The sequence below is a fragment of the Desulfospira joergensenii DSM 10085 genome (genome assembly GCF_000420085.1).
Lineage (GTDB): Bacteria > Desulfobacterota > Desulfobacteria > Desulfobacterales > Desulfobacteraceae > Desulfospira > Desulfospira joergensenii.
The window spans coordinates 619320-633056 of sequence record NZ_ATUG01000001.1 but is presented as its reverse complement, the minus strand read 5'-3'; the positions used below and the strand labels follow the sequence as shown (position 1 = coordinate 633056).

Sequence of the window (13737 nt, the reverse complement as noted above, 5' to 3'; positions counted from 1 at the left end):
AAAATAGTATGTCAATATTATTATCATTACAAATAACATTTTTATTGACAAGGTAATGAACATAGATTAGTTTTTTTTAAAAGGAGGCTTGAGATGATGAACGAATCGAAATCAAAAAATCCGGATATTTCATTGGATTCACTCAAGGGGATGCAATCGGTTCGAGCAACCTTTACCCTTCCCAAACACACCATTAACCTGCTAAGTGCAATTGCCAATCAATTGGGTGTAAAACAGAAATCAATATTTGACCATTTGGTCGAAAACAGGCGGATTCTGGATCAGATCGCCGACAAGGCCCGGAAGTATCAGCCCAAACAAAAACCACGGAAACAAAAGACATTTGTTCTAAGCAAAAATTCATTAACCAGACTGGATACCTTTGCCAAAGAGCATAAACTGCCAAGGGATGTGCTGGTGGAATTTTCCATCAAACAATTGCACCCCCTCATTGTCCAGGAAAAAGAGAAGCATGAAAAAAGGAAAACTCTGCTGCAGGAGATGGAGAAATTTAATGAATCAGGTACTCAATTCATGAAAAAAGCCCGGTATCTCGTGGGGGAGGAGGATTCAATTTATCAAAAACTTGAATATGTTTTTGCCCTTTACGATAAAAACATGGATGAACTGAAAAACAGGATTGAAAAGGGCAAATGCATGGAGGATTTTCACTAGCCTCGATTGCCACAGGAAGGAGAACAAAGATTCGGATCTGCCCGGGGACACCCTGCCGGGTATCTGATTTTATGATTGATTCGAGATTCCATCTTGATATTCTGGAAAGTTTTTATCAGGGAGGATATCATGCCGAAAAACCATTACCTTGTTTTGGGAGTTGCTTCAGATGCCACATCGGAGGATATCAAAGAAGCATACCGGAGACTTGCCAAAGAGTTTCATCCGGATCATTATGGAGAAAATCATTCTCCCTTTCTGGCCATCCAGGAGGCATATTCCGTATTATCAGATCCAATCAAGCGGCAGGACCATGATCTGGCCGTATTGGGCCGGGGAGAAAAGCCGGGGCAATTCCCGCGTGGAAAAGGGGTCTGGCCGGGCTCCCGGAGAATGGCGGAACCGCTGATACCGGGACAGGGTTTATCGCAAGACTTGAGGGGTGTGAATTCTGCAGAATCGTTTTATTCATATCGTTCCTCAATGGACCGGCTTTTTGGCAGGCCCCCCAGCCGTTTGAATCCAATGGCCCGGCCGGGGAGAAATCAGGCAAAAAATCTCCACCTTGAGGTCGATTTGACCCTGGAGCAGGCATTTTCCGGCGGACAGCTCCGGGTGGCTCTGCGTGGAGAATTCAGATGCCCGTCCTGCACGGGCGCGGGAAGGGCTGCCATGGGGGAGTGCCCGCATTGTCATGGGATGGGCATCCTGCCGGGAGAAACCCCTGTCATGATCCGCTGGCCTCCGGGGGTTCCGGATAATCATCGGATTCAAATGGCATTGAATCCCTCCGGCATGGACAATCTAACCCTGACGATTCATTTCAGGATTAAAGAAATGTTCTAGGACAGGAATTTAAAATCGATTTGAATAGTCCCCCTTGACACCCGGAAATTTTTATTTATTATTTTTTAAAACCCATGGATTTGATCTACAAAACGGTACAAATCCAATCCACCTCACAAACATGGATAAGGAGGAAACAATGTCTAAAGACTTTTGTATGGACTGCGGCATGTTGTTATCTCCCGATACAAACATCTGTTCTGTTTGCGGATTTGACAACAACGATGATGATCATCCGGATATCTCCCTTGATATTCCCCATCTGATCGATTCAAATGATGGATTCGTTCCGGAAAACTATCCCGGGTTCTGAGTCTCCAAAAAAAGGTTTGGTAAGCAGGGTTCGGTCTGAGGCCGGCCATGCACCCCCAGAACCCCGGGTCTGATTTTTGAATAAAAGATGAATCTGTTCCGGGCAGGGATCTTTGGGCAGGAAGCCGGAGAAGATAACGGAAAATCTGATTGGCCGTTCAGAACCTGCATGGAAGCTTGGTGCAAAACAGAAGTGCCCGGCAGGGGAACCCGCCGGGCAGCTTTGTTTCAGGACCGGTTCCCGGGGAAAATCCCCGGTCACGGATTTATAATTTGGAGATCAGCTCTGCGGTTACGTCGGGCAGGGCCTGTTCGCCGTTGAGGGTGAGGTATTTGAAGGGGGCATCCTTCAGGTCTTTGAAGTAGTAGGCAGAAGCCAGGGTGCCGGTGTCCGTGTCATAGTAAATGGAGTGGCGCTTGTCTATTGCACTTTCATCCTGGTCATCGGCCCGGGAGCTCAATGCACCCCCGCATACCCGGCATTTGTCTCCGTCGGGTTTGATGGCGTCGATGAAGATGTTGTTGGGATGGTTATTGTCTTTTTCACAGAGCCTGCGGCCCATGATCCTGTTTTTGGCAATTTCACGGTCCAGAAGCATTTCAATGACATAGCTGAGCTTGATGCCTTCCGCTTCAAGGGAGGCGTGAAGTTTTTCAGCCTGAGCCTTGTTCCTGGGGAAGCCGTCCAGGAGCCAGCCTTCTTTGCAGTCGTCTTGTTTGATACGGTCGATCATCATGGGGATTGTGATTTCATCCGGCACCAGGTCGCCTTTGTCAATGTACTCCTTGGCTTTTTTTCCAAGTTCGGTACCGCCCTTGATATTGTCACGGAAAATCGCGCCGGATTCAACATGGGCAATGTTGTACTTATCTTTCAGGATTTTTCCCTGGGTTCCCTTACCGCTGCCGTTGGGGCCGAAAAAGAGAATGTTCATCTTCACTCCTTAATATGAGATTTATGTTAAAATCGGGACAACTCTCCTAATTATAAGAGTGGTTTTTATTTGTCAAGTTTAAGGGATTTTTCAAAAATATTTTACAGGGATTCCCAGGGGAAATAAATTTCGATTAGTCCTTGAATGTAGGGGTGGTAATTGATAATAATGGAGTCCGTAAAAACCGTACAGATATAAGATCTTCAACGGGCATATTAACGGGGGTGAAAATGACTGAACTAATTGATGTCAGGGCAAGAGAGATTATTGATTCCAGAGGGAATCCCACGGTTGAAGTGGATGTGGTCCTGGCCTGCGGCGCCCAGGGCAGGGCGGCTGTCCCCTCGGGGGCTTCCACCGGGACAAGGGAGGCTCTGGAACTGCGGGACAATATGGAAAACCGCTTCATGGGCAAGGGGGTTCAGAACGCCGTGGCCAATGTCAACGAGGTCATTGCCCCGGAGATCATCGGCTATGACGCCATGGACCAGGCCGGTCTGGACCGGACCATGCTGGATATAGACGGTACGGAAAACAAGTCCAGGCTGGGAGCCAATGCCATCCTGGGCGTATCCATGGCAGCGGCCCGGGCCGTGGCAGATGCCAATGAGATTCCGTTGTACCAGCACATCGGGGGTATCAATGCCAGGGTTTTGCCCGTGCCCATGATGAATATCATCAACGGCGGGGCCCATGCGGCCAACAACCTGGATATCCAGGAGTTCATGATCCTTCCCTTTGGGGCCGGATCTCTCACCGAAGCCGTGCGCATGGGATCCGAGACCTTTCATCATCTGAAAAAGATATTAAAGGGCCAGGGCCTGAACACGGCCGTGGGGGATGAGGGCGGGTTTGCCCCGAACCTGAAATCCAATGAAGAGGCCCTGGAGTATATCATCAACGCCATTGAGGCAGCCGGATACCGTCCGGGCAGGGATATCGGCATCGCCCTGGACGCGGCGGCATCGGAGTTCTATAAGGACGGCAAATATCTTTTCCAGTCCGAGGACAGGGAAATGGTTGCCGAGGAACTCATTGACTACTATGAAAAGCTCATTGAAAAATATCCCCTCTACTCCATTGAAGACGGGCTGGCCGAAGGGGACTGGGACGCCTGGGAAACCATGACCCAGAGACTGGGCAGCGAGATCCAGATCGTGGGGGATGATATCTTTGTGACCAATCCGGATATATTTAAAAAGGGGATTGAACGGGGAATCGCCAACTCCATCCTTATTAAGCTCAATCAGATCGGGACGGTAACCGAAACCCTTGAAACCATTCAGATGGCAAAGGAATCCGGCTATACCACCGTGGTCTCCCACAGATCCGGAGAAACCGAGGATTCATTTATCGCCGATCTTGCCGTGGGAGTGAACTCGGGCCAGATCAAAACCGGGTCCATGTCAAGGAGTGACCGGGTGGCCAAGTACAATCAATTGATCCGGATTGAGGAGAGGCTGGGCGAAAGTGCCTGCTTTCCTGAAAACTTGTTTGTATAGTGGTTGGGCAAAATCTCACCCACCTGCGGCGTTGCTGCAAAATGTTAAGATTCTCCTGTACACTAGTACACTCCGGTCTTAAAATTTCTTGCGCCTTGCATGTGGGCAAGCCTTTGTCCAAGCAGGGGAAGCCTATAGGGATTTTTTAAATTTCATGAGAAATGTAATTTGCTTTATTTTGATTTCGGCTTTCTGCCTGTTCCTTCCCCTGGAAAAGACAGAGGCATTTGTGCCCAGAGCGCCTCACCTGTTCTACATGGTGATTCAGAAGATCAAACAGCCGGCAGGGCTGATCACCCTCCAGACCCGGAAAATCATCAGGGCTCCCCAGGGGTCTGATCCTCAGATGGACGAACCAGAGGCTTCGGTTCTTCCCGGATCCAAAATCCCCGGACCCGGAACCCCGGTGCCCGGAAGCATTACCCTGAATGAAAAACTCATCTATGCCCCGCCGGACAGACTGAGGGTCGAGGTCTCCTCCCCTGATTCCATTGGTTTTTATGTGGAATCAGACGCCGGGTTTATCAAAGTTTTAAACGACAAGACGATTGCCCTTGAAAAGTCTCCCCTTGATTTTTATACGGACGTTCTCCTTTACCGGGACTATGAAAGCCTTGAACTAAAGCTGGCTGCGGAGGGGATTGATACGGAAAGGGTTGCCTTCCGCAGATACGGGGACAGGATCTGCTATGTGGTGGGCCGGCCCCTGGAAAAGGGAAAGCCCTTTCCCGGTCTCTGGATCGAAAAAGAGAGTTTTTTCCCGGTGAGATATATCCTTATCAAAAAGGGGTGGGCCCTGGAGTTCCGGTATGAGAACTGGCAGCAGGTCAGCCGGACCTGGTACCCCATGGAGACGGATATCTTCATGGACGGGCAGAAGATCGCCGAGATCAGGGTCAGCCATGTGGAGCTTGCATCCGGGTTTTCTCCTGATCTGTTTGAGGTGGAGGGGCTGAAAAATACCTATCCCGGGGCGGACACCCGGAGCCCGGATAAAATCCGGGACCTGGACAGGCAGTTGGAAGAGTTTAAAAAATTATATGAATGAAAAAGAACAAGTGAGGAATTGATGGCTGAGAATACCAAGTACATTTTCGTTACCGGCGGTGTGTTATCATCCCTGGGCAAGGGCCTGGCGTCTGCTGCGATCGGCATGCTTCTGGAGAGCAGGGGGTTGAGCGTGACCATTCAGAAACTGGATCCCTATATCAACGTGGATCCCGGGACCATGAATCCGTTTCAGCACGGCGAGGTATATGTCACCGATGACGGAACCGAGACCGACCTGGACCTGGGCCATTATGAACGCTTTACCAATGCCAAGCTGGGAAAAGACAACAACTTCACCACGGGCAAGATCTACCACCAGGTCATCACAAAAGAGAGAAGAGGCGAATACCTGGGGGGGACGGTCCAGGTGATTCCTCACATCACCGATGAAATCAAACAGTCCATCTGCCTGGTCGCCAATGCCACGGACGTGGTCATCGTGGAAATCGGGGGCACCATCGGAGACATCGAATCCCTGCCGTTCCTGGAAGCCATCCGCCAGTTCAAGGCCGATGTGGGCGCCTCAAACGTGATCTATATTCATCTGACCCTGGTTCCCTATATCAAAACGGCCTGTGAGGTCAAAACCAAACCCACCCAGCACAGTGTCAAGGAGCTTCGAAGCATCGGCATCCAGCCGGATATCCTCCTGTGCCGGACCGAGAGTTTTCTTTCCCAGGATATCAAAAAGAAGATCGCCCTGTTCTGTAATGTAGAGCCTGAAGCTGTTTTTACGGCCAAGGATGTGGACTGTATCTACGAGGTTCCCCTGGTCTACAACAAGGAGGGGCTGGGGGATGTGATTTTAAAGAAGCTGAACATCTGGGCCCGGGCCCCCCGTCTGGATGAATGGCGGGAAATGGTGGAGAAGTTCAAAAATCCGAGATTTTCAGTTACCATTGCCATCGTAGGGAAATATGTGGACCTGACCGAGAGCTATAAGAGCCTGAACGAGGCCCTTACCCACGGCGGGATCTCCAACGAGGCCAAGGTCAATCTCCAGTTTGTCGACTCAACCACCCTGACCCGGGAAAATGTGGATAAGGTCATGTCCACCTGCAACGGCATCCTGGTGCCCGGGGGATTCGGCTCCAGGGGAATTGAAGGAAAAATTCTGGCTGCCAAATATGCCAGGGAGAACAAGATCCCCTATTTCGGGATCTGTCTGGGCATGCAGATGGCCGTCATCGAGATCGCCCGGAACCTGGCCGGCCTGGAGGATGCCAACGGAGAAGAGTTCAATCCCCATACCCCCCATCCCGTGATCTATCTGATGAAGGAATGGGTTGACGAGCAGACCCAGCAGGTCGAAAAAAGGGATGAGACCTCTGACAAGGGAGGGACCATGCGCCTGGGAGCCTATCCCTGCATGCTGGAACCCGATACCTTTGCCCATAAGGCATATAAGACCGAAGCCATTTCCGAGCGCCATCGCCATCGGTATGAGTTCAACAACGAGTATAAGGACCGGTTGGTAAAGGCCGGCCTGATCATCAGCGGAAGCTCTCCGGACCATGAGCTGGTCGAAATCGTGGAACTTAAGGATCATCCCTGGTTTCTGGGCTGCCAGTTCCACCCTGAATTCAAGTCCAAACCCCGGGATCCCCACCCTCTGTTCAGGGAGTTTATCAAGGCCTCCTTGAAAAACGCCAGGGAATGATGGCCTGGATAAAGACCCTTGCCCTGGGGTTGGGAATTCTGACCGTTTTTTCCCTGACCTGTGCGGCCCGTGAAGGGGGAGGGGAAGGGCCCGATCTTACCCGTCTGATCCGTGATCTCAAACCCTCAGTGGTGGCCGTGGGGACCTATTATTTCAATGACACGCCCAAGACCTCCTACCTGGGTACGGGATTTGTCATCGGGGAGGGGGACCGGATCATCACCAACTCCCATGTGGTTGCGCCCCTGGTCAAGGCGGACAAGCTGGCCAGGATGAGAATTTTTCACAGGGATTTGCCCGTAAAGGGGATCAGGGTCACCATTGCTGCCCAGGATGAGTTCCACGATCTGGCCGTCCTGGAACAGAACAGCGTTAAACTGTCCTCCCTTTCCCTTGAGCACGATCTTAACGGGGTTCAGGAGGGGGTTGAGGTGGCCTTTACCGGATATCCCATCGGCCTGGTCCTGGGGTTGAATCCCACCACCCATCGCGGAATCATCTCCAATATCGCTCCCCTGGTCAAGCCCAGTCCCAGTTCCCGGATCATGGACGGGACCCTGATCCGCCACCTGGACCGTCCCTATGATGTCTATCAGATCGATGCCGTGGCCTATCCCGGGAACAGCGGGAGCCCGGTTTACCGAACATCGGACGGCCGGGTCATCGGCGTGATCAACCAGGTCTTTGTCCGGGGGCTGAAAGAAAATGTGCTGAGCCATCCTTCGGGAATCACCTATGCCATTCCCATTCAATACGCCCTGGAGTTGAACAAGGGGATTAAGTGAGTCTTTCCAGGGTAGAAAAAAGAGACAAAAAAGGCATGGACCCGTTGCGGATACAGGTGGTCCGGTTTGATGGGGATAGGGGAAAAAGCATTCAAATGATCCGGTCCCGGGTTTTTTCCGGGGAGCAGAATGTGGATCCTGCCATAGATTTTGACGGCCGGGATCCGGGCGCCGTGCACGTCCTGGCAATCAAGGATGGAGCGGCTGTCGGTACAGGCCGCATGCTGGATGACGGCCATCTCGGAAGGATTGCCGTGGTCAGGGAAGCCAGGGGCCTGGGAATCGGAGAACAGGTGGTTCTGGCCCTGATTAAGGAGGCGTCCCAACGGCGGATCTCCAGGGTCTTTCTCGGGGCCCAGGAACATGCTGTTGGATTCTATGAAAAACTCGGCTTCCTTACCTATGGGTCTTCATTTGAAGAGGCCGGGATCGTCCATGTTCATATGGAAAAATATTTAGACATGAGGTAAGCCCATGGAAGAACAGGTCACAATCCAATGCAGCAACATCCGTCTGGCCGGCATGCTGGAAGAGAATTCTCCTGACCGGGGCGTGGTGGTGACCCATCCCCATCCCCTGTACGGGGGAAACATGGACAATCCAGTGGTCATCCAGACGGTTCAATGTTTTTCTCAAAAGGGCTTTACCACCCTTCGGTTTAATTTCAGGGGAACCGGCAACAGCACGGGTATGTTCGATAATGGGGAAGGGGAGCAGGAAGATGTCAGGGCCTGTGTTGATTTTCTCAAAAACAGGGGATGCAAGAGCGTCTGGCTGGCCGGGTATTCCTTCGGATCCAGGATAAATGCTGCCGTGGTCTCCTCGGGGCTTGAAGTCGAAGATCATATCATGGTCTCTCCGCCCATGGGCTTCATGAGCTTTGATGATATCGAGGCCCTGACGTCCACGGGTCTGATCCTCACCGGCGAGAATGATGAGATTGCCCCCCCGGACCTGATCCGGGCCAAAATCAGCCAATGGAGTCTTGAGACCCGGTTTGAGATCCTGGAGGGGTGTGATCATTTTTATTCCGGATACCTGGAAAACTTGGCTAACCGTCTGACCGCCTATTTGAATGAAAAATACCCGGGTTGATAGAACGGTTTCCATCCTTTTAAGCCTACACCGGGCAAAGTTGATTCTGGCCCTTCCCTTTTAAAGGCAATAGGTTTTTCCCTGTTCCACCAGGGGCAGGGGGGCATTGGCAAGATAGGGCGTGTGATAGCCAAGCACCTGGCCTGGAATCGACCGGGCAAGTTCCTCAAGGGCTTTCCAGTGAGTGTGGACACCGTCAGGATTATCAAAGTCGACTTCATGGAACAGGAGATCGCAGTCAGCAAACCACTGGGGAAGAAGTTCTTCCCTGGCGACAATGGAGTTGATGTGATCATTGAATTTTGTGTCTCCTGAAAAACCAAAGCATTTTCCCCCTGCTGTAAATTTCAGGCCCAATGTGCCATAGGGCAGGAAATGGTGATTCCAGCGGCATTCCACCTTCATGGAGTCCAGGCCCAGTTTTTTCCCGGGGAAGAGGGGAATCAGCTTGGTTAGCCGGGCAAAATCCGGGCATAAGGGGGTGAATTGTTTTTTCAGGACCTCGTGGATGCTAGGGGCTGTGATAAGATTTATGGGACGCCCTGTTTTCTCCGCCCGTTTCAGACATGCGGAAAATCCCTGAACATGATCTTCATGGTTGTGGGTAATGAGAATATGGGTGATGTCATCCCAGTGAACCCGTCTCCGGGCAAGGGTGTGGGCGGGATAACCGCATGGATCAATCCAGACCACCTCTTTGGCGAAACGGACAATACAGCTTGCCGTGGTTCCCACAAATCCGTTTCCCGTTCCAATGGCCGTTATTTCAAGGGATGGCCTGGGGCTCGAATCCCTGGGCGCTTTTCCAAGAGCTTCTTCCACCAGGGTGTCTGGATCGTGGGAGGCTTTGATTTTTTTTCTATTGTAAAGGATCCGGCCCTGATCTGTCAGGATGATATTCCGGTTTTCAATTAAGATCTTCAGGGAATTTTTTTCATAGACAGGAGAAGCCGGGCTCTTCTCAAACCACTGTTTCAGCCATCGTTTTTTCACAATACCGATGCGGTCACGGTCAAAGAAAAAGGAGAAGGTTTCGTCAAGGTTCCGGTAAAGGAGGTGTAAGTCTTCCGGTGTCCCGGCATAGAGTCTTTTTATGCTTCCTTTTACCTGGGCCTGCCATAGAACAAACTCTTCCCCTGTATAATTATCCCCTGCCATGGATCCTTCCCAGGGGGGAACAATGACAATCTCCTCTCTGAACCCATGAAAGCTCATCATTTTGGCAATGTCCGGCATGCTTCCCAGTCGTACCCATCCTTGAGACGTCTTTACAAGATCCACATGCAGGCCGCAGTGGGCAATGCGCTGCACATGGCTGTTTAATTTCATCAACGGGCGTGTGTCCATAAATTGGAATCTCTCATAACGATGTAAATGTTTACATGATATTTTTATATATGGAAAATATCAGGGCTGCAACCTTTAATTTGAATTGTGTTGTGGGGTTTTTTTATTTTTAATATTAAAGAGTTATGCAAAATAAAAAAAGGTTGACATGGAGATGATAAAATGAACATATAAATGTAAACGTTTGCAGGAGAGCGAATGAGCACAATACTTGACGTGGCAAAGTTGGCCGGTGTGTCCACCGCTACGGTTTCCAGGGTGATCAATTCTCCGGATGCGGTCCGGGAACCCACCCGGAAAAAAGTTCGGCGGGCCATGGAGGTCTGTAACTATAAGTACAATGCCCTTGCAAGGGGATTTGTTACCAAGCAGTCCAATACCATCGGCCTGATCATTCCCAATATCAATAACCCTGTTTTTGCCGAATCCACCCAGGGGGTTCAGGACCACGCCGATCGGAATAAAGTTCAGGTCATTCTGGGAAACACATATTACCAATACGATCAGGAAGAAAATTTGATCAGAACCTTGAGGGAAAAACAGGTGGACGGCCTGATCATCACCACAACCAACCCCAAAGGAGATGTTCTGAAATCATTGGTGGAAGAAAAGGTGCCTTTTGTTCTGCTCTACAGCACCATAAAAAAGGGTCCCATCTCTGCAGTGGGGATCGATAATTATCAGGGCGGATACCGTGCAACGGAGCATCTTGTTCAACTGGGCCATCGCCGGGTCGGCATGGTTGCAGGAAAATTTTCCATATCTGACAGGAGCCTCCACCGCTGGCACGGGTACAGGCAGTGTCTTAAAAATTACGGCATTGCCTATGATAACAGCCTCTTGTTCCAGACCGATTATTCGCTCACCGGGGGGAGTGTATCGGTCAAAAAAATGCTTGCCCTTAAAAAATCTCCCACAGCGGTTTTCTGTTCCAACGACTATTTGGCCCTGGGCGCCATGAAAGGGGCAAGAGAATGCGGGCTGAGTCTGCCTGAAGATCTGTCCATTGTCGGGTTCGATGACATTCAGATTTCATCCTATGTGATCCCCGGCCTGACAACAATCCACCAGCCGGCATATGAGATGGGGCAGCTCGGGGCAAAGCTTCTCTTCCGGCTCATGGAGGAAAAACAATCAAAGCCGGTTCAGGTGATGCTGGAATCATCCCTTGTCATCAGGGAGTCAACCCAGAAAGCAGCGACGCTTTGATTGAATACAAATTTGATCCCAGCGGGATTACCAAATTTAATGAAAAGGAGGGGATGAAAAAATTGTTTTTGGGAAAGTATCCCTATTGCCCTAACCGCTTGTTTACAATTGAATAAAGGAGAAAATCAATGAAAAAACTGGTACCAGGAAAAAGAGTATTAAAAGCGTTTATCATCGGGCTACTCTTTTCAATGTTTTCCACCATGGCCATGGCAACTGAATTAACCATGTTTTACCCTGTTGCTGTCGGCGGTCCACTGACCAAAATTGTGGATAACCTTGTCTCCGATTTTCAGGCAGAGAATCCGGACATTCAGGTGAAGGCCATATATTCGGGTAATTATTCCGATACCATGACCAAAGCCATGACCGCTCTAAAGGGAGGAAATCCCCCCAATCTGTCCGTAATCCTTTCCACGGAGATATTTACCCTCATCGACAACGACGCAATCGTGCCCTTTGACGATCTGGTCACAACGGCTGAAGAAAAAAAATGGCTTGACAGTTTTTATCCCGCTTTGATGGAAAACAGCCGCACCCTGGGCAAAACCTGGAGTATCCCCTTTCAGCGCTCCACCATTGTCATGTATTACAATAAGGATGCTTTTCGAAAAGCCGGTTTAAATCCGGATATGCCGCCGGCAAACTGGGATGAACTGGTTGAGATGGGAAAAAAGCTGGTTATCAAAGATTCATCCGGCAAGGTCATCCAATGGGGCTTGGAAATCCCTTCCACCGGGTATCCCTATTGGATGTTCGGTGCCCTGTGCCGTCAGAACGGTGAAGTTCTGATGAACAGTGCCGGGACAGAGGTCTATTTTAAAAAACCAGGGGTTGTCCAGGCCCTTGATTTCTGGAAAGATCTGGGGCAGACCCATGGGATCATGCCCAAGGGAACCATTGAGTGGGGAACCCTGAGAACGGACTTTCTGGAGCAGAAAACAGCCATCATGTGGCACAGCACCGGAAACCTTACTGCGGTCAAAAAAAATGCAAGCTTTGATTTCGGGGTTGCCATGCTTCCGGCCAAAAAGGAAAGGGGAACCCCCACAGGCGGGGGAAATTTCTATATTTTCAAGGAATCATCCCCAGAGAAAAGGGCGGCTGCGCTTAAATTTGTCAAATGGATGACCCAGCCCCGCAGAACAGCCCAGTGGAGCATCGGGACAGGATACCTGGGCACCCGGCCGGATGCTTATGAAACCGATGAGCTCAAAACCTATGTAAAGGAATTTCCTGCTGCGGCCGTTGCAAGGGATCAGCTCAAATACGCCACTGCAGAATTGTCTGTACATGAAAACGGCAGGGTATATAAGATACTCAACGATGCGATCCAGGCAGCCCTTACTGATTCGAAAACACCGGAAAAGGCATTGCAGGGCGCACAAAAACAGACCGACCGTATATTGAAACGATATTAAAATCCCTGTCCCCGGGCATCCGCCGGTGTCCGGGGACATATTGGAAAAGGAATTAATTTGATGAGATTCTGGGAGACCGGAACACGGAAAACCCTGGAGACATTCGGAGCATGGATCCTGGGGATCCTCTGGCTCATGCCTGTTGTATTCGCCTTTTGGAGTGCATTTCATCCTGCAGAATTTTCAACGAGTTTTGAGTTGTTTGCACCTCTGACCACTGAAAATTTTGTCCGGGCATGGTCCTATGCCCCTTTTCCCCGGTATCTGATGAATACCTTTGTTTTGGTCACCCTGATCCTTGGGGTACAATTCGTTCTTTGTACCCTTGCGGCCTACGGGTTTGCACGCTTTGAATTTTTCGGACGGGATATCATCTTTGCTGCGGTATTGCTGCAGCTCATGATCATGCCCGAGGTGCTTTTGGTGGAAAATTATCGGACCATCAGCAATCTTGGGCTTTTGGATACGATCCCGGCCATTGGTATGCCCTATATGGCCAGTGCATTTGGTATTTTTCTTCTCCGCCAGGCTTTTAAAACCATTCCCAGGGAGCTTGTGGAAGCCGCTCAAGTGGAGGGGATCTCTTCTCTGGGCATTCTGTGGAAAGTCTATGTGCCCCTGGCCAAATCCACCTATATCGCCTACGGTCTGGTTTCCGTCAGTTATCACTGGAATAATTTTTTGTGGCCCCTGGTCATCACCTCATCTGTGACCAGCCGGCCTCTGACGGTTGGCCTGGCCATTTTCGGTGCCCCCGAATCCGGGGTTGACTGGTCCATCATTACCGCTGCAACCGTGATGACAATGGCCCCCCTTCTGGTAGCCTTCATCCTTTTCCAGAGACAGTTTGTGCAATCCTTTATGCATTCAGGCATTAAATAATAACTTCTTGAAACAGAA

At 50.4% G+C, this 13737-nt stretch carries 14 protein-coding genes; 12 read left to right on the top strand and 2 right to left on the bottom strand.

The features are described 5' to 3' along the window. The first annotated feature begins 93 nt into the window (after positions 1-93). The 3 genes from F608_RS0103135 to F608_RS36080 all read left to right on the top strand — a co-directional run bounded on the left by F608_RS0103135 (position 94) and on the right by F608_RS36080 (position 1834). Positions 94-675 (top strand): hypothetical protein, encoded by a 582-nt coding sequence (locus F608_RS0103135; RefSeq protein WP_022664155.1) that lies wholly within the window; start codon positions 94-96, stop codon positions 673-675. Between the two features lie 129 nt (positions 676-804). Next, positions 805-1521, top strand: a complete 717-nt coding sequence (locus F608_RS0103130; RefSeq protein ID WP_022664154.1) for a DnaJ domain-containing protein — start codon at positions 805-807, stop codon at positions 1519-1521. A 139-nt stretch (positions 1522-1660) separates the two neighbouring features. Further along, a complete protein-coding gene (locus tag F608_RS36080) occupies positions 1661-1834 on the top strand; it encodes a hypothetical protein (RefSeq protein ID WP_022664153.1) in 174 nt (57 codons plus the stop codon). Between the two features lie 265 nt (positions 1835-2099). Here the strand turns inward: F608_RS36080 and F608_RS0103115 are convergent, their stop codons facing one another. Continuing rightward, positions 2100-2768: an adenylate kinase gene (locus F608_RS0103115; protein WP_022664151.1), complete on the bottom strand. Its 669-nt coding sequence runs from the start codon at positions 2766-2768 to the stop codon at positions 2100-2102. 230 nt (positions 2769-2998) lie between these two features. Here F608_RS0103115 and eno point away from each other — a divergent pair, with 230 nt between their 5' ends. The 6 genes from eno to F608_RS0103085 all read left to right on the top strand — a co-directional run bounded on the left by eno (position 2999) and on the right by F608_RS0103085 (position 8860). Next, on the top strand, positions 2999-4270 hold the full coding sequence (eno, locus tag F608_RS0103110; protein ID WP_022664150.1) for a phosphopyruvate hydratase: 1272 nt from the start codon (positions 2999-3001) through the stop codon (positions 4268-4270). Between the two features lie 154 nt (positions 4271-4424). Beyond that, positions 4425-5318 carry a hypothetical protein gene (locus tag F608_RS0103105; protein WP_022664149.1) on the top strand — a complete coding sequence of 298 codons (894 nt, stop codon included), beginning with the start codon at positions 4425-4427 and terminating at the stop codon, positions 5316-5318. Positions 5319-5339: 21 nt separating this feature from the next. Next, on the top strand, positions 5340-6980 hold the full coding sequence (locus tag F608_RS0103100; RefSeq protein WP_022664148.1) for a CTP synthase: 1641 nt from the start codon (positions 5340-5342) through the stop codon (positions 6978-6980). After that, positions 6980-7765, top strand: a complete 786-nt coding sequence (locus F608_RS30505) for a S1 family peptidase (RefSeq protein WP_033398197.1) — start codon at positions 6980-6982, stop codon at positions 7763-7765. Before F608_RS0103100 ends, F608_RS30505 begins: the two co-directional genes overlap by 1 nt. Further along, positions 7762-8235, top strand: coding sequence for a GNAT family N-acetyltransferase (locus F608_RS0103090; protein WP_022664146.1), 474 nt, complete (start codon positions 7762-7764; stop codon positions 8233-8235). The genes F608_RS30505 and F608_RS0103090 overlap by 4 nt, the downstream gene beginning before the upstream one ends. Positions 8236-8239: 4 nt before the next feature. Beyond that, positions 8240-8860: an alpha/beta hydrolase gene (locus F608_RS0103085; protein WP_022664145.1), complete on the top strand. Its 621-nt coding sequence runs from the start codon at positions 8240-8242 to the stop codon at positions 8858-8860. A 60-nt stretch (positions 8861-8920) separates the two neighbouring features. Here the strand turns inward: F608_RS0103085 and F608_RS0103075 are convergent, their stop codons facing one another. Further along, positions 8921-10189, bottom strand: a complete 1269-nt coding sequence (locus F608_RS0103075; RefSeq protein WP_027362415.1) for an MBL fold metallo-hydrolase — start codon at positions 10187-10189, stop codon at positions 8921-8923. Positions 10190-10405: 216 nt separating this feature from the next. Between F608_RS0103075 and F608_RS0103070 the strand changes: the two genes are divergently transcribed. The 3 genes from F608_RS0103070 (at position 10406) to F608_RS0103055 (ending at position 13719) form a co-directional block, all read left to right on the top strand. Then, positions 10406-11416: a LacI family DNA-binding transcriptional regulator gene (locus tag F608_RS0103070; RefSeq protein WP_022664143.1), complete on the top strand. Its 1011-nt coding sequence runs from the start codon at positions 10406-10408 to the stop codon at positions 11414-11416. A 128-nt stretch (positions 11417-11544) separates the two neighbouring features. Next, positions 11545-12837, top strand: a complete 1293-nt coding sequence (locus tag F608_RS0103060; RefSeq protein WP_022664141.1) for an ABC transporter substrate-binding protein — start codon at positions 11545-11547, stop codon at positions 12835-12837. Between the two features lie 60 nt (positions 12838-12897). Further along, complete coding sequence (locus tag F608_RS0103055) at positions 12898-13719, top strand: carbohydrate ABC transporter permease (protein WP_022664140.1); 822 nt, start codon at positions 12898-12900, stop codon at positions 13717-13719. The last annotated feature ends 18 nt before the right edge of the window (positions 13720-13737 follow it).

Coding starts and splice junctions, on each gene's coding strand:
- F608_RS0103130 (WP_022664154.1), top strand. CDS start 805: ATGCCGAAAAACCATTACCTTGTTTTGGGAGTTGCTTCAGATGCCACA.
- F608_RS0103075 (WP_027362415.1), bottom strand. CDS start 10,189: ATGAAATTAAACAGCCATGTGCAGCGCATTGCCCACTGCGGCCTGCAT.
- F608_RS36080 (WP_022664153.1), top strand. CDS start 1,661: ATGTCTAAAGACTTTTGTATGGACTGCGGCATGTTGTTATCTCCCGAT.
- eno (WP_022664150.1), top strand. CDS start 2,999: ATGACTGAACTAATTGATGTCAGGGCAAGAGAGATTATTGATTCCAGA.
- F608_RS30505 (WP_033398197.1), top strand. CDS start 6,980: ATGGCCTGGATAAAGACCCTTGCCCTGGGGTTGGGAATTCTGACCGTT.
- F608_RS0103115 (WP_022664151.1), bottom strand. CDS start 2,768: ATGAACATTCTCTTTTTCGGCCCCAACGGCAGCGGTAAGGGAACCCAG.
- F608_RS0103070 (WP_022664143.1), top strand. CDS start 10,406: ATGAGCACAATACTTGACGTGGCAAAGTTGGCCGGTGTGTCCACCGCT.
- F608_RS0103105 (WP_022664149.1), top strand. CDS start 4,425: ATGAGAAATGTAATTTGCTTTATTTTGATTTCGGCTTTCTGCCTGTTC.
- F608_RS0103085 (WP_022664145.1), top strand. CDS start 8,240: ATGGAAGAACAGGTCACAATCCAATGCAGCAACATCCGTCTGGCCGGC.
- F608_RS0103055 (WP_022664140.1), top strand. CDS start 12,898: ATGAGATTCTGGGAGACCGGAACACGGAAAACCCTGGAGACATTCGGA.
- F608_RS0103100 (WP_022664148.1), top strand. CDS start 5,340: ATGGCTGAGAATACCAAGTACATTTTCGTTACCGGCGGTGTGTTATCA.
- F608_RS0103135 (WP_022664155.1), top strand. CDS start 94: ATGATGAACGAATCGAAATCAAAAAATCCGGATATTTCATTGGATTCA.
- F608_RS0103060 (WP_022664141.1), top strand. CDS start 11,545: ATGAAAAAACTGGTACCAGGAAAAAGAGTATTAAAAGCGTTTATCATC.